Annotated in this window: 29 protein-coding genes, 1 pseudogene and 1 riboswitch; of the genes and pseudogenes, 10 read left to right on the top strand and 20 right to left on the bottom strand. The window is 60.0% G+C overall.

Annotated elements, in window-relative coordinates:
* Positions 1 to 461, top strand: a pseudogene (locus NDJ82_RS14730) (hypothetical protein); the annotation flags it as partial.
* 93 nt (positions 462 to 554) lie between these two features.
* On the opposite strand, the gene NDJ82_RS14725 reads toward NDJ82_RS14730, so the two are convergent.
* Positions 555 to 1,187: a LysE family translocator gene (locus NDJ82_RS14725; RefSeq protein ID WP_003188636.1), complete on the bottom strand. Its 633-nt coding sequence runs from the start codon at positions 1,185 to 1,187 to the stop codon at positions 555 to 557.
* Between the two features lie 84 nt (positions 1,188 to 1,271).
* Here NDJ82_RS14725 and NDJ82_RS14720 point away from each other — a divergent pair, with 84 nt between their 5' ends.
* From NDJ82_RS14720 to NDJ82_RS14710, 3 genes are all read left to right on the top strand, one after another.
* Complete coding sequence (locus NDJ82_RS14720; RefSeq protein WP_250925754.1) at positions 1,272 to 2,237, top strand: 2-hydroxyacid dehydrogenase; 966 nt, start codon at positions 1,272 to 1,274, stop codon at positions 2,235 to 2,237.
* A 30-nt stretch (positions 2,238 to 2,267) separates the two neighbouring features.
* Positions 2,268 to 3,266: a methyltransferase gene (locus NDJ82_RS14715; protein ID WP_099587148.1), complete on the top strand. Its 999-nt coding sequence runs from the start codon at positions 2,268 to 2,270 to the stop codon at positions 3,264 to 3,266.
* A 50-nt stretch (positions 3,267 to 3,316) separates the two neighbouring features.
* Positions 3,317 to 3,438, top strand: a riboswitch (yybP-ykoY riboswitch).
* Between the two features lie 88 nt (positions 3,439 to 3,526).
* The gene (locus NDJ82_RS14710) at positions 3,527 to 4,111 is read left to right on the top strand and encodes a TMEM165/GDT1 family protein (protein WP_099587147.1); all 585 of its coding nucleotides are present in this window, start codon (positions 3,527 to 3,529) and stop codon (positions 4,109 to 4,111) included.
* 75 nt (positions 4,112 to 4,186) lie between these two features.
* Here the strand turns inward: NDJ82_RS14710 and NDJ82_RS14705 are convergent, their stop codons facing one another.
* The 4 genes from NDJ82_RS14705 to NDJ82_RS14690 all read right to left on the bottom strand — a co-directional run bounded on the left by NDJ82_RS14705 (position 4,187) and on the right by NDJ82_RS14690 (position 6,245).
* The gene (locus NDJ82_RS14705) at positions 4,187 to 5,005 is read right to left on the bottom strand and encodes a M48 family metallopeptidase (RefSeq protein WP_099587146.1); all 819 of its coding nucleotides are present in this window, start codon (positions 5,003 to 5,005) and stop codon (positions 4,187 to 4,189) included.
* A 128-nt stretch (positions 5,006 to 5,133) separates the two neighbouring features.
* On the bottom strand, positions 5,134 to 5,754 hold the full coding sequence (locus tag NDJ82_RS14700) for an SOS response-associated peptidase (protein WP_250925753.1): 621 nt from the start codon (positions 5,752 to 5,754) through the stop codon (positions 5,134 to 5,136).
* A 36-nt stretch (positions 5,755 to 5,790) separates the two neighbouring features.
* Positions 5,791 to 6,051 (bottom strand): putative signal transducing protein, encoded by a 261-nt coding sequence (locus NDJ82_RS14695; protein WP_099587144.1) that lies wholly within the window; start codon positions 6,049 to 6,051, stop codon positions 5,791 to 5,793.
* An 11-nt stretch (positions 6,052 to 6,062) separates the two neighbouring features.
* The gene (locus NDJ82_RS14690; RefSeq protein ID WP_099587143.1) at positions 6,063 to 6,245 is read right to left on the bottom strand and encodes a CPXCG motif-containing cysteine-rich protein; all 183 of its coding nucleotides are present in this window, start codon (positions 6,243 to 6,245) and stop codon (positions 6,063 to 6,065) included.
* Between the two features lie 133 nt (positions 6,246 to 6,378).
* Between NDJ82_RS14690 and NDJ82_RS14685 the strand changes: the two genes are divergently transcribed.
* Positions 6,379 to 7,542, top strand: coding sequence for a 1-acyl-sn-glycerol-3-phosphate acyltransferase (locus tag NDJ82_RS14685; protein WP_177411508.1), 1,164 nt, complete (start codon positions 6,379 to 6,381; stop codon positions 7,540 to 7,542).
* 33 nt (positions 7,543 to 7,575) lie between these two features.
* Here the strand turns inward: NDJ82_RS14685 and NDJ82_RS14680 are convergent, their stop codons facing one another.
* A complete protein-coding gene (locus NDJ82_RS14680) occupies positions 7,576 to 7,833 on the bottom strand; it encodes a hypothetical protein (protein WP_099587141.1) in 258 nt (85 codons plus the stop codon).
* 184 nt (positions 7,834 to 8,017) lie between these two features.
* Here NDJ82_RS14680 and NDJ82_RS14675 point away from each other — a divergent pair, with 184 nt between their 5' ends.
* Positions 8,018 to 8,227: a hypothetical protein gene (locus tag NDJ82_RS14675; protein WP_099587140.1), complete on the top strand. Its 210-nt coding sequence runs from the start codon at positions 8,018 to 8,020 to the stop codon at positions 8,225 to 8,227.
* A 56-nt stretch (positions 8,228 to 8,283) separates the two neighbouring features.
* Here the strand turns inward: NDJ82_RS14675 and NDJ82_RS14670 are convergent, their stop codons facing one another.
* On the bottom strand, positions 8,284 to 8,871 hold the full coding sequence (locus NDJ82_RS14670; protein ID WP_099587139.1) for a YajG family lipoprotein: 588 nt from the start codon (positions 8,869 to 8,871) through the stop codon (positions 8,284 to 8,286).
* A 194-nt stretch (positions 8,872 to 9,065) separates the two neighbouring features.
* Here NDJ82_RS14670 and NDJ82_RS14665 point away from each other — a divergent pair, with 194 nt between their 5' ends.
* A complete protein-coding gene (locus NDJ82_RS14665) occupies positions 9,066 to 9,299 on the top strand; it encodes a hypothetical protein (RefSeq protein ID WP_099587138.1) in 234 nt (77 codons plus the stop codon).
* Positions 9,300 to 9,977: 678 nt separating this feature from the next.
* The gene (gene mqo / locus NDJ82_RS14660; RefSeq protein WP_158878413.1) at positions 9,978 to 11,486 is read left to right on the top strand and encodes a malate dehydrogenase (quinone); all 1,509 of its coding nucleotides are present in this window, start codon (positions 9,978 to 9,980) and stop codon (positions 11,484 to 11,486) included.
* A gap of 58 nt (positions 11,487 to 11,544) precedes the next feature.
* Here the strand turns inward: mqo and NDJ82_RS14655 are convergent, their stop codons facing one another.
* The 3 genes from NDJ82_RS14655 to NDJ82_RS14645 all read right to left on the bottom strand — a co-directional run bounded on the left by NDJ82_RS14655 (position 11,545) and on the right by NDJ82_RS14645 (position 13,028).
* The gene (locus tag NDJ82_RS14655) at positions 11,545 to 11,832 is read right to left on the bottom strand and encodes a PA4642 family protein (RefSeq protein WP_099587136.1); all 288 of its coding nucleotides are present in this window, start codon (positions 11,830 to 11,832) and stop codon (positions 11,545 to 11,547) included.
* Positions 11,833 to 11,924: 92 nt separating this feature from the next.
* Positions 11,925 to 12,410: a hypothetical protein gene (locus NDJ82_RS14650; RefSeq protein WP_112193499.1), complete on the bottom strand. Its 486-nt coding sequence runs from the start codon at positions 12,408 to 12,410 to the stop codon at positions 11,925 to 11,927.
* Between the two features lie 60 nt (positions 12,411 to 12,470).
* The gene (locus NDJ82_RS14645; protein WP_032886291.1) at positions 12,471 to 13,028 is read right to left on the bottom strand and encodes a hypoxanthine-guanine phosphoribosyltransferase; all 558 of its coding nucleotides are present in this window, start codon (positions 13,026 to 13,028) and stop codon (positions 12,471 to 12,473) included.
* Between the two features lie 164 nt (positions 13,029 to 13,192).
* On the opposite strand from NDJ82_RS14645, the gene upp reads away from it, so the two are divergent.
* Positions 13,193 to 13,831, top strand: a complete 639-nt coding sequence (gene upp / locus NDJ82_RS14640) for a uracil phosphoribosyltransferase (RefSeq protein ID WP_099587134.1) — start codon at positions 13,193 to 13,195, stop codon at positions 13,829 to 13,831.
* Positions 13,832 to 13,833: 2 nt separating this feature from the next.
* Positions 13,834 to 15,108 (top strand): uracil-xanthine permease family protein, encoded by a 1,275-nt coding sequence (locus tag NDJ82_RS14635; RefSeq protein ID WP_112193497.1) that lies wholly within the window; start codon positions 13,834 to 13,836, stop codon positions 15,106 to 15,108.
* A 68-nt stretch (positions 15,109 to 15,176) separates the two neighbouring features.
* Here NDJ82_RS14635 and hisC read toward each other — a convergent pair whose 3' ends face one another.
* The 10 genes from hisC to NDJ82_RS14585 form a co-directional block, all read right to left on the bottom strand.
* Positions 15,177 to 16,229, bottom strand: coding sequence for a histidinol-phosphate transaminase (gene hisC, locus NDJ82_RS14630; protein ID WP_099587132.1), 1,053 nt, complete (start codon positions 16,227 to 16,229; stop codon positions 15,177 to 15,179).
* A 3-nt stretch (positions 16,230 to 16,232) separates the two neighbouring features.
* Positions 16,233 to 17,555 carry a histidinol dehydrogenase gene (gene hisD, locus NDJ82_RS14625; protein ID WP_250925752.1) on the bottom strand — a complete coding sequence of 441 codons (1,323 nt, stop codon included), beginning with the start codon at positions 17,553 to 17,555 and terminating at the stop codon, positions 16,233 to 16,235.
* A 128-nt stretch (positions 17,556 to 17,683) separates the two neighbouring features.
* Positions 17,684 to 18,319, bottom strand: a complete 636-nt coding sequence (hisG, locus tag NDJ82_RS14620; RefSeq protein WP_099587130.1) for an ATP phosphoribosyltransferase — start codon at positions 18,317 to 18,319, stop codon at positions 17,684 to 17,686.
* Between the two features lie 237 nt (positions 18,320 to 18,556).
* Positions 18,557 to 19,822 carry a UDP-N-acetylglucosamine 1-carboxyvinyltransferase gene (murA, locus tag NDJ82_RS14615; protein ID WP_099587129.1) on the bottom strand — a complete coding sequence of 422 codons (1,266 nt, stop codon included), beginning with the start codon at positions 19,820 to 19,822 and terminating at the stop codon, positions 18,557 to 18,559.
* A gap of 23 nt (positions 19,823 to 19,845) precedes the next feature.
* Positions 19,846 to 20,085, bottom strand: a complete 240-nt coding sequence (locus tag NDJ82_RS14610; RefSeq protein ID WP_099587128.1) for a BolA family protein — start codon at positions 20,083 to 20,085, stop codon at positions 19,846 to 19,848.
* Between the two features lie 114 nt (positions 20,086 to 20,199).
* On the bottom strand, positions 20,200 to 20,505 hold the full coding sequence (locus NDJ82_RS14605) for an STAS domain-containing protein (protein WP_250925751.1): 306 nt from the start codon (positions 20,503 to 20,505) through the stop codon (positions 20,200 to 20,202).
* Positions 20,502 to 21,149, bottom strand: coding sequence for an MlaC/ttg2D family ABC transporter substrate-binding protein (locus tag NDJ82_RS14600; protein WP_158878409.1), 648 nt, complete (start codon positions 21,147 to 21,149; stop codon positions 20,502 to 20,504). The genes NDJ82_RS14605 and NDJ82_RS14600 overlap by 4 nt, the downstream gene beginning before the upstream one ends.
* Before the next feature lie 11 nt (positions 21,150 to 21,160).
* On the bottom strand, positions 21,161 to 21,628 hold the full coding sequence (gene mlaD / locus NDJ82_RS14595) for an outer membrane lipid asymmetry maintenance protein MlaD (RefSeq protein WP_003171814.1): 468 nt from the start codon (positions 21,626 to 21,628) through the stop codon (positions 21,161 to 21,163).
* Positions 21,628 to 22,425 carry a lipid asymmetry maintenance ABC transporter permease subunit MlaE gene (mlaE, locus tag NDJ82_RS14590; RefSeq protein ID WP_099587125.1) on the bottom strand — a complete coding sequence of 266 codons (798 nt, stop codon included), beginning with the start codon at positions 22,423 to 22,425 and terminating at the stop codon, positions 21,628 to 21,630. Before mlaE ends, mlaD begins: the two co-directional genes overlap by 1 nt.
* Positions 22,425 to 23,234 (bottom strand): ATP-binding cassette domain-containing protein, encoded by an 810-nt coding sequence (locus tag NDJ82_RS14585; RefSeq protein WP_003171811.1) that lies wholly within the window; start codon positions 23,232 to 23,234, stop codon positions 22,425 to 22,427. The genes mlaE and NDJ82_RS14585 overlap by 1 nt, the downstream gene beginning before the upstream one ends.
* Between the last annotated feature and the right edge of the window lie 143 nt (positions 23,235 to 23,377).

Here is a 23,377-nt window from a genome sequence, read left to right as displayed (position 1 = left end):
CATTGCAGGCGCGAACAGTGTATTTCGAACCTGTTTTTCACTCTTCGGTACTGGTTCGTTCGGAAGGGTCAAAGGTACACAAAGTTGGCAATTTCATTAAATTCACCTACCCCGACGGCAGTGTCGTGGCCGACGGTCAATCGAAGCCAGACTTCTGGAAACTACAAAGCCTGCGTACAGGACGCGCCCCTGAATGTTTTTCACGCTGGCGTTATGTGGATTGCCCGGACCCGCGCCCGCAGTTATTACCCGAATGGCTCCCAGAACCGGATAAGCCTGGGTATGGGCGCTACGTCATTGTGGACGAATGGGGGAAAAGACTGCCTTCATATGGCTATAGGCTGGTCGGGAATAACGGTCAAATATTCGAGGAGAAGACGGATGTCGAGGGGTTTACAGACCCGTTGCCGGATAACGCACATCCAATACGTGAAGTCGACTTCCCCGGCAGGAGACGGTGATGTCGACTATGCGAAAATTGGCATTCGAACCCGCTCGACTCTGCCCAGGACAGCTCCATATTCCACCTTGACCCTACCATAAGAAATCTCGACTCACTTCATACTGGTAAACGCCAACTTCACCCCAATCGCAATCAAAACCGCCCCCATGGTCCGATCAAACCAATGCCCCATCCGCGCAAACCCGGCGCGCACGCGCTGTTGGCTGAACAGCATGGCCACCAGGCAGAACCACAGCGCCGTCGCCACCGCCAGGTACACACCGTAACCCGCCTGTACGGCCAGCGGCGTGTGCGGGTTGATCACCACGGTGAACAGCGACAGGAAGAACAACGTGGCCTTCGGGTTCAAACCATTGGTCACAAAGCCCGCAGTAAACGCGCCGCGTGGTGTGCGCTCGCCCGCTTCACGGTGCAATTCGCCCTCGGCGGCAGGTTTGGCCGGCTGCGCGCGCAGGGCTTTGAAGCCGATATACAGCAGGTACGCGGCCGCCGCCCATTTCAGTGCATTGAACAGCACAATGGACTGGGACACGATCAAGCCGATCCCCAGCAACGAGTACCCCACGTGCAGGAAAATCGCCGAGCCCACACCCAGTGCGGTCCAGGTGCCGGCGCGACGGCCATGGGTCACGCTTTCGCGTACTACCACGGCGAAATCCGGGCCTGGGCTGGCCACTGCCAACAGGTGGATCAGGGCCACGGTCAAAAACTCGGCGACGTACATACTCACTCCATTAAGTAACGGATTATTTCATCTGATAGGCTCGGCAGATTACGCCTTCGAACCCTGTCGCAAAAGGTACAGTTGATGACGAACAATCGCCGCGCCGTCTTCCTTGATCACCCCTCCCTGGACCTGGGGGACCTCGACCTCAGCGGTCTAAGAGACTGCTTCAGCGACCTGCAGTTGTACTCGGACACCACGCCGCAGAATGTGATTGAGCGCCTGCAAGGTGTGCAGGTGGTCATCAGTAACAAGATCGTCCTCAATAGCGAGACCCTGGCGGCCTGCCCGGAACTCAAGTTGATCCTGGTATCGGCCACCGGCACCAACAACGTCGACCTTGAGGCCGCCCGCGCCCAGGGCATAACCGTGAGCAATTGCCAGGGCTACGGTACGCCATCGGTGGCGCAGCATACGATCATGCTGCTGCTGAACCTGGCGACGCGCCTGAAGGACTATCAACGGGATGTGGCCGCCGGCAAATGGCAACAGGCCAAGCAGTTCTGCCTGCTCGACCATCCTATCATCGAGCTGGAAGGCAAGACCCTCGGCCTGCTGGGCCACGGCGAACTGGGCGGCGCGGTAGCCCGGCTGGCCGAAGCGTTTGGCATGCGCGTGCTGCTTGGCGCGATTCCGGGTCGCCCTGCCCGCGCAGACCGTGTACCTCTGGATGAGCTGCTCAGGCAGGTCGACGCCCTTACCTTGCATTGCCCACTCAACGAGCATACCCGCGACTTTATCGGCGCCCGCGAACTCGCACTGCTCAAGCCCGGCGCGTTGGTGGTCAATACTGCACGCGGTGGTTTGATCAACGAACAGGCGCTGGCGGATGCCTTGCGCAGCGGTCACTTGGGCGGCGCAGCCACCGATGTGCTGAGTGTGGAGCCACCGGTCAACGGCAACCCGTTGCTGGCTGATGACATTCCCCGGCTGATCGTCACCCCGCACAATGCCTGGGGCAGTCGCGAAGCGCGGCAGCGCATCGTCGGCCAACTGACGGAAAACGCCCTGGGCTTTTTCAGCGGCGCCCCGCTGCGCGTCGTCAGTTGATAAACTGCGCCCCTTTTCAAGGAGCAGACCATGGATCCGCGCAGTGAAGTACTGCTTCGTCAGGCCGAACTTTTTCAAGGCAACCTGTTGCTGGTGGGCTTGCCCGCCGACGACCTGCTGGGCCGCCTGCCCAACGCCCACGCCTGGTGCTGGCATGCCGGCGATCAGGCAGCGCTTGATGCGCGGTTCCCCGAGCGCAGCCAATTTGGCGTGAACGTGCCGGAGCGTGAGTTCGACGCTGCGGTGATCTTCCTGCCCAAGTCCAAGGACCTCACCGATTACCTGCTCAACGCCGTCGCCGCACGCCTGCCCGGCGCCGAGCTGTTTCTGGTCGGCGAGAAAAAAAGCGGTATCGAAAGCGCCGCCAAACAGATGATCCCGTTCGGCAAACCGCGCAAGCTCGACAATGCACGGCACTGCCAGCTGTGGCAGATCACCGTGGCTAACGCGCCGCACGCGGTGGAACTGGAAAGCCTGGCGCAAGTGTTTGAAGTGCCGCTGGCCGAAGGCCCGCTCAAAGTCGTGAGCCTGCCGGGGGTGTTCAGCCATGGTCGCCTGGACCGTGGTACCGAGTTGCTGCTGGAGCATTTGGACAAACTGCCGAGCGGCCATCTGCTGGACTTCGGTTGCGGCGCAGGCGTGTTGGGGGCTGCGGTGAAACGTCGCTACCCGCACAACAGCGTGACGATGCTGGATGTCGACGCCTTCGCCGCCGCCAGCAGCCGCCTGACACTGGCTGCCAACGGCCTGGAGGCCGAGGTGCTGACCGGTGATGGCATCGATGCTGCACCGATGGGCTTGAACGCGATTCTTAGCAACCCACCGTTCCATGTCGGGGTGCACACCGATTATTTCGCTACCGAGAACCTGCTGCGAAAAGCGGCGAAACACCTGGCAAAAGGTGGCGAACTTCGGCTGGTTGCCAACAGCTTCCTGAAGTACCAGCCGCTGATCGAAGAGCATTTGGGCGTGTGTGCGATCAAGGCTGAGGGCAATGGTTTTCGCATCTACCGTGCCAAGCGCCCTTGATGGCGCTTTGAAAAAGAAGGCTTGCCGAATGGATTTTGCCTAGGCAGAATCCGCTCCGTCCTAGGGGAGTAGTCTCCCACGAGCGCCACGCTCGTCCGGCATACGTCAACATACTTGGTCAACAGACCATGGCGTATGCGACCCAGGAGTCCGCACAGACGGACCGGGGTTTGACAAGACCTATGACACGCACACCTTACCCGGGGCGGGAAGGCTGTACGTGTCATAGCCGTGTCGACCCGCCCCTGGAAACTTACCTGATGCTGGATTCATTACTCGTTCCTACCGCAATCGTTGCCTTGGCCGAAATCGGCGACAAGACGCAACTGCTCGCGCTCATTCTCGCTGCTCGCTTTCGCAAGCCCTGGCCCATCATCGCCGGCATCGTCGCCGCGACCCTGGCCAACCACGCGGCCGCCGGTGCCGTGGGTGCCTGGTTTGGCAGTTTCTTCTCCGACGCGGTGTTGCACTGGATCCTCGCGGCGAGCTTCTGCGCCACCGCCCTATGGACCCTGGTGCCGGACAAGCTCGATGATGACGAAGCCAGCACCACACGCAAGTTCGGGCCATTCCTGACCACGCTGATTGCGTTTTTCCTGGCGGAAATCGGTGACAAGACCCAGATCGCCACGGTGATGCTCGCCGCGCAGTACCCGGAGCTGTGGCTGGTGATTATCGGCACCACCCTGGGCATGTTGATTGCCAACGTACCGGTGGTTCTGGCGGGAAATTTCGCGGCGGAGAAACTGCCACTGACGATGATTCGTCGACTGGCGGCGACGGCGTTCTTTGTGTTGGCGATTGTCGCGGTGTACAAGGCCATGCAAAGCAGTGGCTGGATCTAAGGATCCAAGCCTGCAAACCCCATCAAATATGGGAGGGGGACAAGCCCCCTCTCACATTTAGATCCTCATCAAGCCTTAGGACTTCTTGGCCTGCTGGTAGAGCGGCATCACCTTCGGAATCGCCGCCTGCAACGAGGCAATCCGGCTGTCGGACGCGGGGTGAGTGCTCATGAATTCCGGCGGCGAACCTTCCGAAGCCTTGGCCATCTTGTTCCACAGCGTGATGGCGGCGTTCGGGTTGTAGCCGGCGCGGGCTGACAGCTCCAGGCCGATCAGGTCTGCCTCGTTTTCATTGCTGCGGCTGTTCGGCAAGGTCATGCCGTAGTTGGCCACGGTGTCGGCCAGTGCCAGGCTGTCCTGGCCCAAGCCGAACAACGCACCGGCGCCCTGCTTGGCGATCTCGATACCATACGCCTTGGACATTGCCTCACGGCCGTGCTCGCGCAAGGCATGGGCGATCTCATGGCCCATCACCGCTGCCAACTCGTCATCCGTCAACTTGAGATTGTCGATCAATGCGCTGTACACAAAGATCTTGCCGCCTGGCCCGCAGTTGGCGTTCATCTCATCGCTCTTGATCAAATTCACTTCCCACTTCCACTGCGCTGCGTCAGGGCGGAAGGTGGGCGCCTGGGCGATCAAACGCTTGGCGATAGCCTGCACACGCTTTGCGTTGGCACTGGTCTTGTCCAACTGGCCTTTGGTACTGGCTTCACCCAAGGTCTGCTGGTAGGACTGGGCATACATCTGGTCGACTTCCTGACTCGACAGCATGCTGAACATGTACTGCTTGCGCTCAACCCCAACGGCGCCACCGCTGGTGGTATTGACCGACTGACACCCTGCCAGCAGCATTGCCGCCGCCAATACGCTTACCGCCACTGTTTTTTTCATCAACACTCGCTCCCTGAAAAACACCCATAAAACATCGCGCGTATCGTAGGCGCTCATTTGTATCGGCGCCAGATACAACAGACGCTTAACCGCTGATTTTCAGATACATCCCACAGCGGCGTTCAGGTTCAGGCCGGCGTCAGGCACTCCGGCCCGTTGAGCTTGGGATCGTTGACCATGTTGGCCAGGACTCGCTCGCGCAGCGCGACGGGCTCACTGGCCAGCAAGCTTTGCAGCACATGCAACGGCGTTTCGGGATCAAGCCAGGCGGCCTGCCCAGCTGCGTCCAGGATCAACGGCCGGCGCTGGCTCTGGGCGGCCTGCGTCACCACAGCAGTGCTCAGCCACACTTGCTCCTGCACCGGATAGGCCTCCCAGATCGCCGCAAAAAACAACGTGGAGCCCTCCCCCGGCGTCAGCCAATAGGGGCGTTTGCGCTGGGTACCGCGCCATTCATAAAAGCCGTTGGCCGGCAGCAGGCAGCGACGCTGGCGGAAGGCTTCGCGGAACATCGGCTGCTCGGCCAGGGTTTCGGCGCGGGCGTGGGCCGGTGTGCGGGAAAGGTCAGTCAGCCAGGGCGGCGTAAGGCCCCAACGGGCGCGGGCCAGGGTGCGCTGGCCGTCGTTCAGGCGCTGGATGAGCACCGAATCATTCGGGGAGATGTTCCACTGGGCCTGCTGGTCGGCGGGAAAACCCGGCAAGGCCGCAAAGGCAGGATTCCAGCGAAACAGGGCATAACGTCCACACATGGGGCAACACGACTCTTGGGTAAACCGGCCGACAGCCTAACAGACCAGCACGTCGGGGAAGCTGTCGGGTTCATCGCCGGGCACGGGCTGTGCACCGATGTAGGCGGTGATCAGCTCGCGGGCATCCACGGCTCGGTCGTTGTCCACCTCCAGCCCCAGCAGGCCGAAAATCGGCAGCTCGCCGGTGCCGCCGAGCAAATGCCGCCCCACCAGGTGCGCCTCGATGCCTTCGCTGGCGAGCATCTGTTGCAGCAACTCGCCTTCCATCAGGTTTTCCGGTTCGTAGATTCGCTGCATAGGTTTGCCTGTTATTCGTTTTCGCTGCGGGTTTCGAGCATCCACTCATCACCATGCACCTGCAGGTTGCACGTGATCGGCCTGCAACACACCTGACAGTCTTCTATGTAAACCTGATCACCGCCGGACAAGTCCACCGTTGTCTCGACCTCTTCACCACAATAAGGACAATCGTAGGTCGCAGTTTCCAGCATCGCAGTCTCCCAAGTGACTTGTGCGTATAATCGCCGGTCTATTTACAGGGCTATTGTCCGGCCGGGCCAATTACCCGTACCGCGCCCTGGTATTTCCTTTACTTACCCTAGCCGTTTCTAACAAGAGAGCATGATGGGCGAATTCGATACCATCCGACCTTACAACGACAGCGAAGTCCCGGCAGTGCTGGACCGGCTGTTCAGTGACAAGGCCTTTCTGGACATCCTGACCCACTTCCGCTTCCCGCGCTTTGCCGGCGCCCTGGGCTGGCTGCTCAAGCCGATGATCGCCCGCAAACTGCGCCGTGAGTTCGCTGGTGTCACCACCGTGGCGACGCTGCAGGACAAAGTCGAGTATTACGTCGACCATACCATTGACCGGGCGACCGACGGCGTGACCTATAGCGGCGTCGAGCAACTCAAGTCGGGCAGTGCCTACCTGTTTCTGGCCAACCACCGCGACATCGTGATGGACCCGGCCTTCGTCAACTACGCCGTGTACCACGCCGGCCTGCCGACGCCGCGTATCGCCATCGGCGACAACCTGCTGCAAAAGCCGTTTGTCAGCGACCTGATGCGCCTGAACAAGAGCTTCATCGTGCACCGCTCGATCACCGGGCGAAAGGAGAAGATGGCCGCGTTCAACTTGCTGTCGGCCTACATCAACCATTCGATCCGCAACGACTGCCAGTCGATCTGGATCGCCCAGGCCGAAGGTCGTGCCAAGGATGGGGATGACCGCACCGAGTCGGCGATCCTCAAGATGTTCCACGTCAGCCGCAAGGACGAACCGTTTGCCGAGGTGATCCAGTCGCTGAACCTGACCCCGGTGTCCATCAGCTACGAGTACGACCCGTGCGATACGGCCAAGGCCCGCGAGCTGTATATCCGCGCCACCACCGGCACCTACGTCAAGGCGCAGGGTGAAGATGACGTGAGCATTGCGTTGGGCATTACCGGCTACAAAGGCCGCGTACACATCAACTTCGCGCCGCCGATTACCGAGCGCTTCGAAGACACCAAAGTGCTGGCCGTGGAAATGGATCGACAGATTCTCGGCGGTTATCGGCTGTTCCCAGTGCACTACCTGGCGTATGCCCAATGGAGCGACGCCGACCCGCAATTACAGGTGCCAAAGGCGGCCGAGGTGTTCCCGGCGGATGAACTGGCCAAGGCGAAGGCCGAGTGGGAGCGGCGCCTGAATGAATGCCCGGAGGAACACCGGCCATTTCTGGTGGTGCAATACGCGACGCCGGTGCGCAATCAGTATCGGGTGAAGGCCGGAATCCCTCTCTGAACACCGATCAAAAATGTGGGAAGGGGCGGTTTTTTAGATTCGGGTGCTGAGCCAGGATATGGCCAGCCCCAGCCCCAGACAGGCGAAGCCGATCCGGTAAGCCACCCGATGCGCCCGTTCGGTGCGCACATCCAGGAACAGCATGGGCTGATCGATGGCCCGGTCTTCGCTTTGTGCGGTCAACTCGGCCATGGCGCGTTGTTCGCGCAGGCGGGTAATGAACAGAAGCGCCGCACCGGGGCAGGCTACCAATAAAGCCACAGCATTGATCAATAGTGCGGGCAGCGCCATCACAAACCTCAGGAAAACAGTGTCTGGGTATCCGTGCAGATACCTACATAAACGGACAGTGGCCTCCAGCGCCTAAAACACTCCATCCCCCATGGACGGTTAATGTATCCAGTAATTTACAGCGTCACCTGAACGTCACCTTAACAAGCCACTCTGTTGCCCTTCGAACGTTCGGGAGCTTGTCATGCTGCACGCGCACAACCAGGATCGGCTGTATCTGATTGCCCAAAGCGATGAGCAAGAGGCGCTGGTCGGCGGCCTTGCGTTCAACGTGCAGGACCGCCATTGGCTGGTGTATTGCGCCCTTGGCGGGCACCAGCATGCGGACTTGCCGGAGGCCGATCTGTTGACCGGGGTGAGCATGCTGGACTTCTGTATCGACACTGCCGCGTGAAACTGAAGACGAAAAAAAACCGGGCTCATCACTGAGCCCGGTCTTTATCTGGACAGTTACTGCGCGCTGAGCAAGGAACCGATGCTTGGGTCCTTGAACAGGCGGGTCAAGGCGTCACTCAGGACATCGCTGACCAGCTTGGTGTTGGTTTCCTGGTTCGGCGACATGCCGAAGCGCTGGTTCAACGATGCGCCGTAGCGGCCGCTGTAGCGACGGGTACCGGCGGTGACGTCGGACTTGAACGTTGCGCCGATGGCGGCTTCAGTCACGTACAGGCCTTCTTTAGGCGACTGATACTTCAGTTCCGCCAAGGTGATGGTCAGCTGAGGAGCGCCTGGTGCGTTGGCGCTCGGCGTGAAGCCCAGCAGGCGCACGGCCGCTTCGGCCTGGGCCTGCAACTTGGGCAGCACGTCCTGGCCAGTCACCGAGATAAGCGCGGTCTCCGGGTACAGGCCACCGCGAGAGCCCAACGTAGGCGAAGGACGACCATCCACGACACGCACCGACACCGGCTGACCGTGACCTACCGGGGCCAACTGCGTGGTGAGCTTCGGTTGTGGGCTCAGTTGTTGCGGGCTGTTGGCGCAGCCAACCAAGGTCAAACTGGTCACAGTGATCAAACCGAACAACAGGCGTTGCAACATGCGCTTCTCTCCAGAAATCAGGTACCGACAGGCCGGCAGTATAGCGGGGCGCCCCCGCAGGGAACTAGCGTCAGTTACAACCTATGACTCGTCGCCTCGGCAGCGGTTCGCTGTCATTGATATGTCATAGCCGTTACATCGACTCGTCATCCCCACACGGCATGCTTAGCCTCAATCTCAGGAGGGCTCTCGCCATGCAATTTCTCTGGTCACTGTTTACCCGCAAGCCGGCCCTTCGTCAGTTCGCCCGGCTCGATGCACAAGGCCGTTGCCAGGCGTTCAAGGAATGCAGCCAGGCGCCTGTGGGCGACGGCTGGGTGGAAATCGATGAAATCCGCCTGAGCTGGATGCATCACCCGCTCCCCGCCCGTGCCCGTGTAAGCCCACGTCCTGTGCGGTCGCCACGTCACCAGCCGTTGGCCGCCTGACCGAAGACCTAATAAAAGTCATAAAACACGCCCATTTCCCTGACGTTCTTCGCTACAATCTCCCCCCGATTATAAGGACGTCTCCTGATCGGGCCTCGCAGCACGTTAATGCCTCGGTATTAACCCCCCAAGAATCGCCCACAGAGAGCCGCCCACACAGATCGAGTGAAGCTGGCGCGCTTGCTGTTTCCTTTGCAAACCACCCGCCTCTACCGAATCTGCCAGAGCTGCCATTGCGCCCGGCCACTGTGCCAGCCCGCGGCAGCCCTTTTTTGAGGTTCACGTCTTCAAAAGAGCGTGAAAAAACGGGTTTTCACAACTTCACAAGAGTGTGGCGAGCAAATGAATAGTTTGGCGTTTGTACAAGCACCATCAGCGTCTGGAACAGCCCAATCACACAGGACCGAGTATTCCTCAATCACCGGAGCTTGAGCCTGTCCGCTACGGATTGATTGCACGAATTGCACGCTTTGACCATAAGTCGAATTGCCACAGGCGCCCATGAATGCGTTCATAGGCGAATGAGGCAGGCAGGAAGCGTGCGCTGACGTTGCAAAGAATTGCGAAACGGACATGGCGATCCTGGCCATGGGTAACCTGGGGCAACACGTGAACCGCCCCGTCACTCCTGGCAGCCATGCCGTCAATTTGGTGCTGCAGATTTTGGAGACGCGTTAAATGGCGCATAACGAAGCAGTCGACGTAGTACTGGTAGGGGCCGGCATCATGAGTGCCACCCTGGCCGTATTGCTCAAAGAGCTCGACCCCGGCCTCAAGCTGGAAGTCGTTGAGCTGATGGATTCGGGTGCCGCGGAGAGTTCCAACCCGTGGAACAACGCCGGTACCGGCCACGCCGGGCTGTGTGAGCTGAACTACACTCCCCAGGCCGCCGATGGCTCCATCGACATCAAGAAAGCCGTGCACATCAACACCCAGTTCGAGGTGTCGAAGCAGTTCTGGGCGTACCTGACCAAAAAAGGCACCTTTGGCTCGTCCAAGTCCTTTATCAGCCCGGTGCCGCACCTGAGCTTCGTGCAGGGCGACAAAGGCGTGTCTTTCCTCAAGAAGCGCTTTGAATCCCTCAGCCAGCACCATGCGTTTTCGGACATGCACTACACCGAAGACCGCGGCGAAATGGCTGAGTGGATGCCGCTGATGATGCCAGGCCGCCCGCTTGACGAAAAAATCGCCGCCACTCGCGTCATGAACGGCACCGACGTCAATTTCGGCGCCCTGACCAACCAGTTGCTCGGCCACCTGACCAGCTCGCCGGATGCCCAGGTCAAGTACAGCAAGCGCGTCACCGGTCTCAAGCGCAACGGCGCCGGCTGGACCGTGAGCATCAAGGACGTCAACAGCGGCACCAGCCGTGAAGTGGACGCCAAGTTCGTGTTCCTCGGTGCCGGTGGCGCGGCCCTGCCGTTGCTGCAAGCCTCGGGCATCGAAGAAAGCAAAGGCTTTGGCGGCTTCCCGGTCAGTGGCCAGTGGCTGCGTTGCGACAACCCGGAAGTGGTCAAGCACCACCAAGCCAAGGTCTACAGCCAGGCCGCCGTCGGTTCGCCACCGATGTCGGTGCCGCACCTCGACACCCGCGTGGTGGATGGCAAGAAATCCCTTCTGTTCGGGCCCTACGCCGGCTTTACCACCAAGTTCCTCAAGCACGGCTCGTTCCTTGACCTGCCGATGTCGATTCGCGCCGGTAACATCGGTCCGATGCTGGCCGTGGCCCGCGACAACATGGACCTGACCAAGTACCTGGTCAGCGAAGTGCGCCAATCCATGGAGCAGCGCCTGGAATCCCTGCGTCGCTTCTACCCTGAGGCAAAAGCCGAAGACTGGCGCCTGGAAGTGGCCGGCCAACGGGTGCAGATCATCAAGAAGGACCCGAAGAAAGGCGGCGTGCTGCAATTCGGCACCGAGCTGGTCGCGGCCAAGGACGGCTCCCTGGCGGCGCTGCTGGGCGCTTCTCCGGGTGCTTCGGTGACCGTTTCGATCATGCTGGAGCTGATTGAACGTTGCTTCCCGACCAAGGCTGCGGGTGAGTGGGCAGCCAAGCTGCACGAGATCTTCCCGGCACGGGAGAAAGTCCTGGAGACCGACGCCGAGCTGTATCGCAAGATCAACACGCAGAACAACATCAGCCTGGAGCTGGTGGAACAAAGCAACGAGGCCGAAAGCTACGCTTGAGGCATTGCTGCCATAAAAAAAACGCCCCCCCGGGGCGTTTTTTTATGGCTGGGGAAAATCAGCCGCGGGCGTTTTCGATCAGCTCTATGTACTCAGGCGCATTGCGCTGGTCCTTGATCAGATCAACAAACGTCTGGCCATGTTCATCCTTGCCATCCAGGTCCAGGCCGGCTTCCTTGAAAAAGCCCAGGAACCGCTCGAAGTCGTCGATACGCAGGCCACGGTAGGCTTTGATCAGTTTGTGCAGGGACGGTGAAGTCGCATCAACCGGCTCGAAGTCCAGGAACAACTTGATCTGATCGTCGCCGATCTCGTCACCAATCACCTGTTTCTTATCTTTACGCATTACCGACTCCAGCCTGCAGACATTTACACGGGATTTGAAGTCTACCTGTGTGACGCAAGCTCCGAAAGCAGTGGAGATCCAAGGTGTTTTGATTATTTGGTGCGGACTGCACCGGTGTGCAGGTCCGCCCAGATATGCCCGTTGGCATAACTGAGGAACTGCACATACACCGTGTCATTGCGCAGCAAATCGACGATCACCCGGTATTGGGCCACCGGATACGACAGCGTCAGCGTCTTGCTCTTGTCATCAAACACCGGCTTTTTCAGGCTTTTGCTTTCGGCATCGAAATTGAGCACCACCTGGCTGATTATCGCGCCTTTGTTCAGGGACTTGCCCTTGAGGCGGATCATCAACGGCGACGTCACCGGGATCGGTTGCTGGTTGGATTGGCGCTGGTTGCCCACCACCACCGCGTACTCGGTGACTTGCAGCAACTGCTGCTGGTCAGGGGTTTCAGTGCGCAGCGTCAGGTCATCCGGCGGCAGGAATTGAGCATGCATCGGCGCCGGAGCGGCGGCCAGGGGCAAACTCAGGGTCAGCGCCAGGACGGCGCACGTGCGAATCAACAGGCTCATGTACAGCTCCAGGCGCGGGGGCCACGCACGATAGCATGACAACCCTGCGCCGGGCCTGGGTCACATGCCTTTGACGGCGTAGATCCCATTGGCGTTGCGCCAGTAACCTTTGTAGTCCATGCCGTAACCGAAGATGTAGCGGTCAATGCATGGCAGACCGACGTAATCGGCTTTCAGGTCCGGACGGGCCTTACGGTCGTGGTCTTTGTCGATCAGCACGGCGGTGTGCACTTTGCGCGCGCCGGCGTGTTTGCAGAAGTCGATGATCGCGCCCAGGGTGTGACCTTCGTCGAGGATGTCGTCGATGATCAGCACGTCGCGGTCGATGAACGAGACTTCCGGCTTGGCTTTCCAGAACAGGTCGCCGCCGGTGGTTTCGTTGCGATAGCGGGTCGCGTGCAGGTAGGACGCTTCCAGCGGGAATTGCAGGTGGGTGAGCAATTTGCCGGCGAAAATCAGGCCGCCGTTCATCACGCAGAATACCACCGGATTGGTGTCGGCCATTTCGCGGGTGATGTGGGCGCCGACCTTGGCGATCGCAGCTTCGACTTGCGCTTCGGTGTACAGGCAATCAGCCTCACGCATGATTTGACGGATATGCTCAAGATCAGCGGACATGGCGCTCTCCAAAGGGGTGCTGTGGCAAGAAAAGCGGGCGAAGGTACGCTTCTCATGCGCTCCGGGCAAGCCTTAATGGACTAACGTACTAGATGTCTATAGGACAACACCCTCGGATAGATTAATCTAGGCCGGTTTTTTTGCCCGCCGCCGGAGCCTTTCCCATGCCCACTCGCGAGATCCGCCACCCGCTGATCCAGCACAAGCTCGGCCTTATGCGCCGCGCCGACATTAGCACGAAGAACTTCCGTGAGCTTGCTCAGGAAGTCGGAGCGTTGCTCACTTACGAAGCCACCAAGGACCTGCCGCTGGAAACCTACGAGATCCCCGGTTGGGCCGGTCCCGTACAGGTAGAAAAAATCGCCGGTAAGAAAATCACCGTGGTGCCGATCCTGCGCGCCGGTATCGGCATGCTCGAAGGCGTCCTCAGCCTGATTCCGGGCGCCAAGGTCAGCGCCGTGGGCGTGGCCCGCAACGAAGAAACCTTGCAGGCTCACACCTACCTGGAAAAACTCGTTCCGGAAATCAACGAACGCCTGGCCATGATCATCGATCCGATGCTCGCCACCGGAAGCTCCATGGTTGCCACCATTGACCTGCTGAAAAAAGCCGGTTGCCGGGACATCCGCGCCATGGTGCTGGTCGCCGCGCCCGAAGGCATCGCCGCTGTCGAGAAAGCGCACCCGGACGTGCAGATCTACACCGCGTCCATCGATGAGCGCCTGAATGAACACGGCTACATCATCCCAGGCCTGGGCGACGCCGGTGACAAGATCTTCGGCACCAAGCAGAAGGACGCGTGAGCATGCAGGATGAATTCAACGACCCGCTTTGGCGCCAGATCCTGTCTGGCGCACAAATGCTCTTCGTAGCATTTGGCGCGCTGGTGTTGATGCCGCTGATCACAGGCCTTGATCCAAACGTCGCACTGTTCACCGCAGGCCTGGGCACGCTGTTGTTCCAGGTGGTGACGGGGCGGCAGGTGCCGGTGTTTTTGGCATCGAGCTTTGCGTTTATCACGCCAATCATTCTCGCCAAGGATCAGTTCGGCCTTGCCGCGACGATGGGTGGGGTGATGGCCGCCGGTTTCGTCTACACGTTTCTCGGCGCTGCGGTGAAGATCAAGGGCACCGGTTTCATTGACCGCCTGCTGCCGCCCGTGGTCATCGGCCCGGTGATCATCTCCATTGGCCTGGCCATGGCACCGATCGCCGCTAACATGGCGATGGGTAAAGGTGGCGACGGCGCCGAACTGATCCCCTACAAGACGGCCATGCTGATCTCGATGCCGGCGCTGCTCACCACCTTGATCGTGGCGGTGTTCGGCAAAGGTATTTTCCGCCTGGTGCCGATCATCTCCGGTGTGTTGGTGGGATTTGCCATGGCGTTCTACTTTGGCGTGGTCGACACGGCCAAGATTGCCGCCGCGCCCTGGTTCGCCCTGCCCCACTTCACCGCGCCGGAATTCAACTGGCAGGCGATACTGTTCATCGTCCCGGTGGCCCTGGCCCCGGCGATCGAACACATCGGTGGCGTGATTGCAGTCGGCAGCGTGACCGGTCGCGACTACCTGAAAAAGCCCGGCCTGCATCGCACGCTGCTCGGTGACGGTATCGCCACCACGGCAGCCGGCCTGTTTGGCGGCCCGCCGAACACCACCTACGCCGAAGTGACTGGCGCGGTAATGCTGACCAAGAACTACAACCCGAAAATCATGACCTGGGCGGCAGTGTTTGCCATCAGCCTGGCATTCATCGGCAAGTTCGGTGCATTGCTGCAGAGCATTCCCATCCCGGTAATGGGCGGAATCTTGTGCCTGCTGTTCGGCTCGATTGCTGCGGTAGGGATGAACACACTGATCCGCCACAAGATCGACCTGGGCGAGGCGCGCAATCTGGTGATTGTGTCGGTGACCCTGGTGTTCGGGATTGGCGGGGTATTGGTGGGAACCGGTACAGGTCCGAACGACTTCGGCCTGAAGGGCATCGCCTTGTGTGCGGTCGTAGCGATTGCTTTGAACCTGCTGCTGCCGGGCAATGATGGCTGGAAGAACAAGAAGCCTGACGAACCGCTGCTTTAACTGCCAACGCAAAACCAAATGTGGGAGGGGGCTTGCTCCCTCCCACATTTTTACATCTTCAGTGTGGCTTAGAGCTCACCCAAGCCATCGATCAGCGCCTGGTTCTGCTCCGGCGTACCAATGCTGATCCGCAGGAACTGGGCAATCCGCTCCTGCTTGAAGTGCCGCACGATCACCCCTTGCTCACGCAATTTGGCCGCCAGGCCGGCAGCATCGTGCTTGGGGTGACGAGCAAAGATAAAGTTGGCCGCTGACGGCAACACTTCAAAGCCTTTACCTTCCAGTTGCGCAACCATCTGCTCACGACTGTCGATGACCAACCGGCACGTCTTCTCGAAGTACTCACGATCCTCAAACGCCGCCGCCGCACCGACAATCGCCAGGCGGTCCAGCGGATAGGAGTTGAAGCTGTTCTTGACCCGCTCCAACGCCTCGATCAGGTCCGGGTGGCCCACGGCCAGGCCCACGCGCAAACCGGCCAGCGAGCGCGATTTGGACAGGGTCTGGGTCACCAGCAGGTTCGGGTAGCGATCCACCAGGCTGATGGCGGTTTCGCCACCGAAGTCGATATAGGCTTCATCGACCACCACCACCGAATCCGGGCTGGCCTTGAGGATCTGCTCCACCGCGTCCAGCGCCAGCACGCAGCCAGTCGGCGCGTTGGGGTTGGGGAAGATGATCCCGCCGTTAGGCTTGGCGTAGTCCGCTACACGAATCTGGAACTGCTCATCCAGTGGCACCGGGTCGGACTGGATGCCGTAGAGGCCGCAGTACACCGGGTAGAAGCTGTAGCTGATGTCCGGGAACAGCAGCGGCAGGTCGTGCTGGAACAGGCCGTGGAAGATGTGCGCGAGTACTTCATCCGAGCCGTTGCCGAGAAACACCTTGCCAGCGTCGACCCCGTAGTACTTGGCCACGGCCTGCTTGAGCAGGTCGCTGTTGGGGTCCGGGTACAGGCGCAGGTTGTCGTTCAACTCGGCCTGCATCGCGGCCAGCGCCTTGGGCGACGGGCCGTAGGGGTTTTCATTGGTGTTGAGCTTGACCAGCTTGGTCAGCTTTGGCTGTTCGCCGGGTACGTAAGGCACGAGGTCCTTGACGAAGGGGCTCCAGAATTTGCTCATGACTTAGTTACCCTTCTCTTCGAGGATTCGGTATTCGGCACTACGGGCGTGTGCGCTCAACGACTCACCACGAGCAAGCACCGACGCGGTCTTACCCAGTTCGGAAGCCCCTTGAGGCGAGCAGAAGATAATCGACGAACGCTTCTGGAAGTCATACACCCCCAGCGGCGAGGAGAAACGCGCAGTGCCGGAGGTCGGCAGCACGTGGTTCGGGCCGGCGCAGTAGTCACCCAGGGCTTCGCTGGTGTGGCGCCCCATGAAGATCGCACCGGCGTGGCGAATCGACGGCAGCCAGGCCTGTGGATCGGCCACGGACAGTTCCAGATGCTCTGGTGCGATACGGTTGGCCACTTCGATGGCCTGCTCCATGTCGCGCACCAGGATCAACGCGCCACGGCCATTGATCGATTTCTCGATGATCCCGGCGCGGTCCATGGTCGGCAGCAGCTTGTCGATGCTGGCGGCCACCTTGTCGAGGAACTCGGCATCCGGGCTGACCAGAATCGCCTGCGCGTCCTCGTCGTGCTCGGCCTGGGAAAACAGGTCCATGGCGATCCAGTCCGGGTCGGTCTGGCCGTCGCACACCACGAGGATTTCCGAAGGGCCGGCAATCATGTCGATGCCGACCTGGCCAAAGACATGGCGCTTGGCGGTGGCCACGTAGATGTTGCCGGGGCCGACTACTTTATCGACCTTCGGCACGCTTTCAGTGCCATAGGCCAGGGCCGCGACGGCTTGGGCGCCACCGATGGTGAACACGCGGTCGACACCGGCGATGCAGGCCGCAGCCAGCACCAGCTCGTTGATTTCACCGCGAGGGGTTGGCACGACCATCACCACTTCGGTCACACCGGCCACCTTGGCTGGAATTGCGTTCATCAACACCGATGACGGATACGACGCCTTGCCACCGGGGACGTACAGCCCCGCACGGTCCAGCGGCGTGACCTTCTGGCCCAACACAGTGCCGTCGGCCTCGGTGTAGCTCCAGGAGTCCTGTTTCTGCTTTTCGTGGTAGCTGCGCACCCGCGCCGCCGCGACTTCCAGGGCTTCGCGCTGAGGCGCGGTGATGCGCGTCAGGGCCAGCTCCAGGCGTTCGCGGGGCAGAATCAGGTCGGACATGGAAGCAACGTCCAGGGCGTCGAACTGGCGGGTGAAATCCACCAGCGCCGCGTCACCGCGCTCGCGCACGGCCTTGATGATGTCGAGTACTCGCTGGTTGACCGAGTCGTCGGACACGCTTTCCCAGCTCAGCAGATGATCCAGATGATGGGCGAAATCCGGGTCGGCAGCGTTGAGTCGGGCAATTGCGGTGGACGTGGTCATAGCGAGGGCCTCAATAGAATTGGCAAAAACTCAGGCGCCCTAAACTAGCAGTCGTTTCCGCTTGGGCACCTGAGAATTCTGGCTATGAGGCGGATAGACGGGCGTAGCTCTTCAGCTACGCGGGTAGGTCAACCGCGGTGTCGAGACTCCACTGCGGTGCGCAGGGTGTCGATCAACGCCTGGATACGAGCGTGCTGCATCTTCATCGACGCTTTGTTGACGATCAGGCGAGAGCTGATGTCGGCGATGAAGTCCTGTGGTTCGAGACCGTTGGCACGCAGGGTGTTGCCGGTGTCGACCACGTCTATGATCTTGTCGGCCAGGCCGATCAGCGGCGCCAGCTCCATCGAGCCGTAGAGCTTGATGATGTCGACCTGACGGCCTTGCTCGGCGTAGTAACGCTTGGCGACATTGACGAACTTGGTGGCCACGCGCAGGCGACCCTTGGGCTCGACATCACCGACACGGCCGGCGGTCATCAACTTGCACAGGGCAATGCGCAGGTCCAGCGGCTCGTACAGGCCCTGGCCACCGTATTCCATCAGCACGTCTTTACCGGCGACACCGAGGTCGGCCGCGCCATGCTCAACATAGGTCGGCACGTCGGTAGCCCGCACGATCAGCAGGCGAACGTCTTCCTGGGTCGTGGGGATGATCAGCTTGCGGCTCTTGTCCGGATTCTCGGTCGGCACGATGCCCGCTTCAGCCAGAAGCGGCAAAGTGTCGTCAAGGATGCGGCCCTTGGACAGTGCGATGGTCAACATGGGAAACGTCAGTCCTTCATCAGGCTATTGCTGTCCGGTCGCAAACGGCGCCAGACGCAGATCGAGGCCATGACAGCCTCGATTTGAAACAAATTCAGCATACTGCTTCTTTAATTTGTAGTGAGCGGGCTTGCCCCGCGCTGGGCTGCGAAGCGGCCCTAAAAATCTTGGGAGCGCTTCGCACTCCAGCTCGGGCGGTGCGACGATTCGACAAGCCCGCTCACCACAAAACAGCAACTAGCCCGGTACGCGGCGGATTTTAGCGCCGAGCATCTGCAGTTTTTCTTCGATGCACTCGTAACCACGGTCGATGTGGTAGATGCGGTCGATCAGGGTGTCACCTTCAGCGATCAACGCCGAGATCACCAGGCTGGCCGATGCACGCAGGTCGGTGGCCATGACTGGCGCGCCCTTGAGCTTTTCGGTGCCCGTCACGATGGCGGTGTTGCCTTCTACCTGGATCTTCGCGCCCATGCGGTGCAGTTCGTACACGTGCATGAAGCGGTTTTCGAAGATGGTCTCGATCACGGCACCGGTGCCTTCGGCAATCGCGTTCAGAGAGATGAACTGCGCTTGCATGTCGGTCGGGAACGCCGGGTACGGAGCGGTCCGCACGTTAACGGCTTTTGGCCGCTTGCCGTGCATGTTCAGCTCGATCCAGTCTTCGCCGGTGGTGATTTCAGCGCCAGCTTCGCGCAGTTTTTCCAGGACCGCTTCCAGGATGGTCGGATCGGTGTCCTTGACCTTGACGCGACCACCGGTAACGGCGGCAGCAACCAGGTAGGTACCGGTCTCGATGCGGTCAGGCATGACCTTATAGGTGGCGGTGTGCAGACGCTCTACACCATCAATGGTGATGGTGTCGGTACCAGCACCGGCTACCTTGGCGCCCATGGCGTTCAGGAAGTTGGCCAGGTCGACTACTTCAGGCTCGCGCGCGGCGTTTTGCAGGACGCTGCGGCCTTTGGCCAGGGCAGCGGCCATCATGATGTTCTCGGTACCGGTCACACTGACGGTATCAAAGAAGAAGTTGGCGCCACGCAGGCCGCCTTCCGGTGCCTTGGCCTTGATGTAGCCGCCTTCAACGTCAATGACTGCGCCCATGGCTTCCAGGCCACGGATGTGCAGGTCCACTGGACGCGAACCGATGGCGCAACCGCCAGGCAGGGCGACTTCGGCTTCGCCGAAACGAGCAACCATAGGGCCGAGTACCAGGATCGACGCACGCATGGTTTTCACCAGTTCGTACGGGGCAATCAGGGTCTTGATGGTGCGCGGGTCGATTTCGACGGACAATTTCTCGTCGATCACCGGCTCAATGCCCATGCGACCGAACAGCTCGATCATGGTGGTGATGTCGTGCAGGTGCGGCAGGTTGGCCACGGTCACCGGGCCATCGCACAGCAGGGTCGCTGCCAGGATAGGCAAGGCAGAGTTTTTCGCACCGGAAATGCGAATCTCGCCATCAAGGCGGGCACCGCCGGTAATAATCAATTTATCCATAAGAATCTCGACGCCTTGGGGGCTCAGGTGCGCTCGGCCCAGGCCGCGCGGCTGAAAAATTTCATAGTGACCGCATGGATGCTGCCATCGGTGATCCACGGGTTCAAATGGGCATAGATCTGCTGCTGACGCTTGACTGGGCTCAATGCCGCCAGTTCATCGCTAATCACGTTCAGCTGGAAATTGCAGCCTTCGCCCTCAACTTCTACGCTCGTATCGGGCAGCTTTCCTTCGAGAAAGCTTTTAACTTCTAGGGCCTGCATGATCAACCTCTATCGGCGCCCAGTGCGCACGGGTCGCACATCATACAAAAAAGCCCCGCGCCTGCGAACCCCGCATAGCAGGACTCTGACGGGGGGCCTCACTGATAATGTGTATTAAGGATGCGCCAACAGCTCGGTCAGACCCGAAACTTCGGCAATTTCACGCATGTCTTCGGGCAAAGCCCGGATGCTGACCGGCTTTTTGGCCGCTTCGGCGTCACGCATGAAGCACAACAGCAACGACAAACCGACACTGCTGGACTTGGTCACCGCCGAGCAATCGAGCACCAGCGCAGAAGCCGTGCTGGTCTTGATCAGCGCCTGACCCTGCTTGCGCAGGTCAGGCCCGGTGCGGTAATCCAGCACACCGCTGAGGAACAACTCGCCAGCGTCGCCGAGACGAACAGCCGACTCGGTCATTGCGCAGGCTTCCCGGCAGCTTTGTCGGTTTCTTCCTTGGCCTTGGCAACTTCACCGGCCCAACCATTGATGGTCTTGTCCAAGTCGTTGCCATTGCGCTGCATCGCGTCGGCGAACTGATCACGGAACAGCTTGCCAATGTTGATACCGTTGATAATCACGTTACGCAGTTTCCACTCGCCGTTGATCTTCTCCAGGGTGTACTGCACCGGGTAAACGGCGCCGTTGTTGCCCTTGACGCTCATGTTGACGCTGGTGCGATCACCGGATTCGTCACCGGCTGGAGCGACGGTAATACCCTGGTTGTTGTATTCCAGCAGGGCGTTGCCGTAGAACTGGAACAGGCCTTTCTTGAAGTTTTCCTGGAACGTCTGCATCTGCGCAGGTGTTGCCTTGCGCGAGTACTTGACGGTCATGATGCTGCGCGAAATACCCTCGGCGTCCACGACGGGGCCCACAATGGTATTGAGCGCGTCGTAAAACTTGCTCGGATCCTGCTTGTACTGTTCTTTATTGGCCGTCAGGTCAGCCAGCATCTTGCTGGTGGTGTCCTGCACCAGTTCGTGCGCAGAACCTGCCGCGTTGGCCATCAAGGGCAGTGCTGCAAGCAGTACCAGCAGGCCACGTCGCAAGGTAGAGATCATGAACAGATTCCTCATTTGGCGTCTTTATTGACCGTATTGAGCAAAAATTTTCCGATCAGGTCCTCAAGCACCAGCGACGACTGCGTGTCGTGGATGGTCGAACCATCCTTGAGCAGGGCTGTTTCCCCGCCCACGCTGACACCGATGTACTTCTCGCCCAGCAGCCCCGCAGTGAGGATAGATGCAGTGGAGTCGGTCGGCAGATTATCTACCTTCTTGTCCAACTGCATGGTCACTCGCCCGGTGAAGCTGTCGCGGTCCAGATCGATTGCCGTGACCTTGCCGATGGTTACACCGGCCATGGTCACTTTAGCTCTGACAGTCAAACCGGCGATATTGTCGAAGTATGCGTAAAGTTTATAAGTATCGGCGGTGGGGCTGGCCGAAAGGCCGCTGACTCGAAGAGCCAGCAACAGTAAAGCCAGGATGCCAGCCAGCAAGAAAAGGCCGACACCGATTTCCACAGTGCGGTTTTGCATCAGAAATCTCCAAACATCAAGGCGGTCAAAATGAAGTCAAGGCCCAGTACTGCCAGCGAGGCGTACACAACGGTCTTGGTGGTGGCGCGACTGATCCCTTCTGAAGTGGGCTCACAGTCATAGCCTTGGAATACGGCGATCCAGGTCACTACAAAGGCGAAGACGATGCTCTTTATAACGCCATTGAGCACGTCACCGCTAAAGGTCACGCTGTTTTGCATGTTGGCCCAGTAGGAGCCGTCATAGACACCCAGCCAGTCTACCGCCACCCACGAACCGCCCCAGATACCAACCACGCTGAAGATCATCGCCAGCAATGGCAGGGAGATGAAGCCGGCCCACAGGCGCGGGGCAACAATGTATTTGAGGGGGTCCACGCCGATCATTTCGAGGCTGGACAGCTGTTCGGTGGACTTCATGTTGCCGATTTCGGCAGTCAACGCGGAGCCCGCACGACCGGCGAAAAGCAACGCGGTCACCACCGGCCCCAGCTCACGCAGCAGCGTCAGGGCAACCATCTGCCCCACTGCCTGCTCCGACCCGTAGCTGGACAGGATATTGAAGCCCTGCAATGCCAGCACCATACCGATGAAGACCCCGGAGACCACGATGATCACCAGGGACATCACGCCCACCGAATGCAGTTGCTTGAGCAACAGGCCAAAGCCGCCACCAATGCCACCGCGACCGAGCAAGGCGTGAAACAGGAAAATCGTCGAACGACCCAGCACCTCGACGATGTCGATGCCCGAGCGACCGAAAAGGCGAACCTTTTCGATAAGAGATGTCTTGCGCATCAGCGCTTCCCCAGAAGATCTGAGCGGTAATCCGCTGCCGGAAAGTGAAAAGGCACAGGGCCATCGGGATCGCCAGTCATGAATTGGCGAATGCGCGGGTTATCGGCGTTCATCAGCTCTTCGGGCGTACCCTGCCCCAGCACCTGGCCATCGCCGACTACATAGAGGTAATCGGCAATGCTCGCGGTTTCTGCGAGGTCGTGGGACACCACGATACTGGTGATGCCCAGGGCGTCGTTGAGCAGACGGATCAGGCGAACCAGCACGCCCATGGCGATCGGGTCCTGACCGACGAAGGGCTCGTCGTACATGAGAATCTGCGGATCGAGCGCAATGGCGCGCGCCAGGGCCACACGACGCTTCATGCCACCGGACAGTTCGTCGGGCATCAGGTCAATGGCACCACGCAAGCCCACGGCCTGCAATTTCAGCAACACAATGTCACGAATCATTTCATCGGACAGCTGGGTGTGCACCCGCAGCGGGAACGCCACGTTCTCGAACACATCGAGGTCGGTAAACAGCGCACCGCTCTGGAACAGCACGCCCATGTGCTTGCGCGCATCGAACAGATCGCTGCGCGACAGCGTCGGCAGGTTCTGGCCGTTGACCCACACTTCGCCGGCGCTGGGGCGCAATTGCATGCCCATCAGCCGCAACAGGGTGGTCTTGCCGCAACCGGACGGCCCCATGATGCCCGTGACCTTGCCACGGGGAATGCGAATATCGACGTTATTGAAGATGCTGCGCGTCCCGCGCTTGAAGGTCAGTCCCTTCAGCTCGACCGCGTAGGCGTTATCGGCACTCATCTAAACTCCTTGGGATGCAGCCTCTCACTCAGACACCACGCATGCGACAAACGTTTGCAACGGCGACGCATATAGATAGCCTCATGGGCTGGGCGGACCGAACTGGCGGCGAACTATATCACTGCTGGTACAACGCGCCCAAG

It is taken from the genome of Pseudomonas sp. SR18 (assembly GCF_023701505.1).
Taxonomy (GTDB): domain Bacteria; phylum Pseudomonadota; class Gammaproteobacteria; order Pseudomonadales; family Pseudomonadaceae; genus Aquipseudomonas; species Aquipseudomonas cyclaminis.
This window is presented reverse-complemented; position numbering and strand designations above follow the sequence as displayed.

Bases quoted from the DNA above. Each gene is read 5' to 3' on its own strand.
- NDJ82_RS14725 (WP_003188636.1), bottom strand. From the start codon at position 1,187: ATGTACGTCGCCGAGTTTTTGACCGTGGCCCTGATCCACCTGTTGGCA.
- NDJ82_RS14720 (WP_250925754.1), top strand. From the start codon at position 1,272: ATGACGAACAATCGCCGCGCCGTCTTCCTTGATCACCCCTCCCTGGAC.
- NDJ82_RS14715 (WP_099587148.1), top strand. From the start codon at position 2,268: ATGGATCCGCGCAGTGAAGTACTGCTTCGTCAGGCCGAACTTTTTCAA.
- NDJ82_RS14710 (WP_099587147.1), top strand. From the start codon at position 3,527: ATGCTGGATTCATTACTCGTTCCTACCGCAATCGTTGCCTTGGCCGAA.
- NDJ82_RS14705 (WP_099587146.1), bottom strand. From the start codon at position 5,005: ATGAAAAAAACAGTGGCGGTAAGCGTATTGGCGGCGGCAATGCTGCTG.
- NDJ82_RS14700 (WP_250925753.1), bottom strand. From the start codon at position 5,754: ATGTGTGGACGTTATGCCCTGTTTCGCTGGAATCCTGCCTTTGCGGCC.
- NDJ82_RS14695 (WP_099587144.1), bottom strand. From the start codon at position 6,051: ATGCAGCGAATCTACGAACCGGAAAACCTGATGGAAGGCGAGTTGCTG.
- NDJ82_RS14690 (WP_099587143.1), bottom strand. From the start codon at position 6,245: ATGCTGGAAACTGCGACCTACGATTGTCCTTATTGTGGTGAAGAGGTC.
- NDJ82_RS14685 (WP_177411508.1), top strand. From the start codon at position 6,379: ATGGGCGAATTCGATACCATCCGACCTTACAACGACAGCGAAGTCCCG.
- NDJ82_RS14680 (WP_099587141.1), bottom strand. From the start codon at position 7,833: ATGGCGCTGCCCGCACTATTGATCAATGCTGTGGCTTTATTGGTAGCC.
- NDJ82_RS14675 (WP_099587140.1), top strand. From the start codon at position 8,018: ATGCTGCACGCGCACAACCAGGATCGGCTGTATCTGATTGCCCAAAGC.
- NDJ82_RS14670 (WP_099587139.1), bottom strand. From the start codon at position 8,871: ATGTTGCAACGCCTGTTGTTCGGTTTGATCACTGTGACCAGTTTGACC.
- NDJ82_RS14665 (WP_099587138.1), top strand. From the start codon at position 9,066: ATGCAATTTCTCTGGTCACTGTTTACCCGCAAGCCGGCCCTTCGTCAG.
- mqo (WP_158878413.1), top strand. From the start codon at position 9,978: ATGGCGCATAACGAAGCAGTCGACGTAGTACTGGTAGGGGCCGGCATC.
- NDJ82_RS14655 (WP_099587136.1), bottom strand. From the start codon at position 11,832: ATGCGTAAAGATAAGAAACAGGTGATTGGTGACGAGATCGGCGACGAT.
- NDJ82_RS14650 (WP_112193499.1), bottom strand. From the start codon at position 12,410: ATGAGCCTGTTGATTCGCACGTGCGCCGTCCTGGCGCTGACCCTGAGT.
- NDJ82_RS14645 (WP_032886291.1), bottom strand. From the start codon at position 13,028: ATGTCCGCTGATCTTGAGCATATCCGTCAAATCATGCGTGAGGCTGAT.
- upp (WP_099587134.1), top strand. From the start codon at position 13,193: ATGCCCACTCGCGAGATCCGCCACCCGCTGATCCAGCACAAGCTCGGC.
- NDJ82_RS14635 (WP_112193497.1), top strand. From the start codon at position 13,834: ATGCAGGATGAATTCAACGACCCGCTTTGGCGCCAGATCCTGTCTGGC.
- hisC (WP_099587132.1), bottom strand. From the start codon at position 16,229: ATGAGCAAATTCTGGAGCCCCTTCGTCAAGGACCTCGTGCCTTACGTA.
- hisD (WP_250925752.1), bottom strand. From the start codon at position 17,555: ATGACCACGTCCACCGCAATTGCCCGACTCAACGCTGCCGACCCGGAT.
- hisG (WP_099587130.1), bottom strand. From the start codon at position 18,319: ATGTTGACCATCGCACTGTCCAAGGGCCGCATCCTTGACGACACTTTG.
- murA (WP_099587129.1), bottom strand. From the start codon at position 19,822: ATGGATAAATTGATTATTACCGGCGGTGCCCGCCTTGATGGCGAGATT.
- NDJ82_RS14610 (WP_099587128.1), bottom strand. From the start codon at position 20,085: ATGCAGGCCCTAGAAGTTAAAAGCTTTCTCGAAGGAAAGCTGCCCGAT.
- NDJ82_RS14605 (WP_250925751.1), bottom strand. From the start codon at position 20,505: ATGACCGAGTCGGCTGTTCGTCTCGGCGACGCTGGCGAGTTGTTCCTC.
- NDJ82_RS14600 (WP_158878409.1), bottom strand. From the start codon at position 21,149: ATGATCTCTACCTTGCGACGTGGCCTGCTGGTACTGCTTGCAGCACTG.
- mlaD (WP_003171814.1), bottom strand. From the start codon at position 21,628: ATGCAAAACCGCACTGTGGAAATCGGTGTCGGCCTTTTCTTGCTGGCT.
- mlaE (WP_099587125.1), bottom strand. From the start codon at position 22,425: ATGCGCAAGACATCTCTTATCGAAAAGGTTCGCCTTTTCGGTCGCTCG.
- NDJ82_RS14585 (WP_003171811.1), bottom strand. From the start codon at position 23,234: ATGAGTGCCGATAACGCCTACGCGGTCGAGCTGAAGGGACTGACCTTC.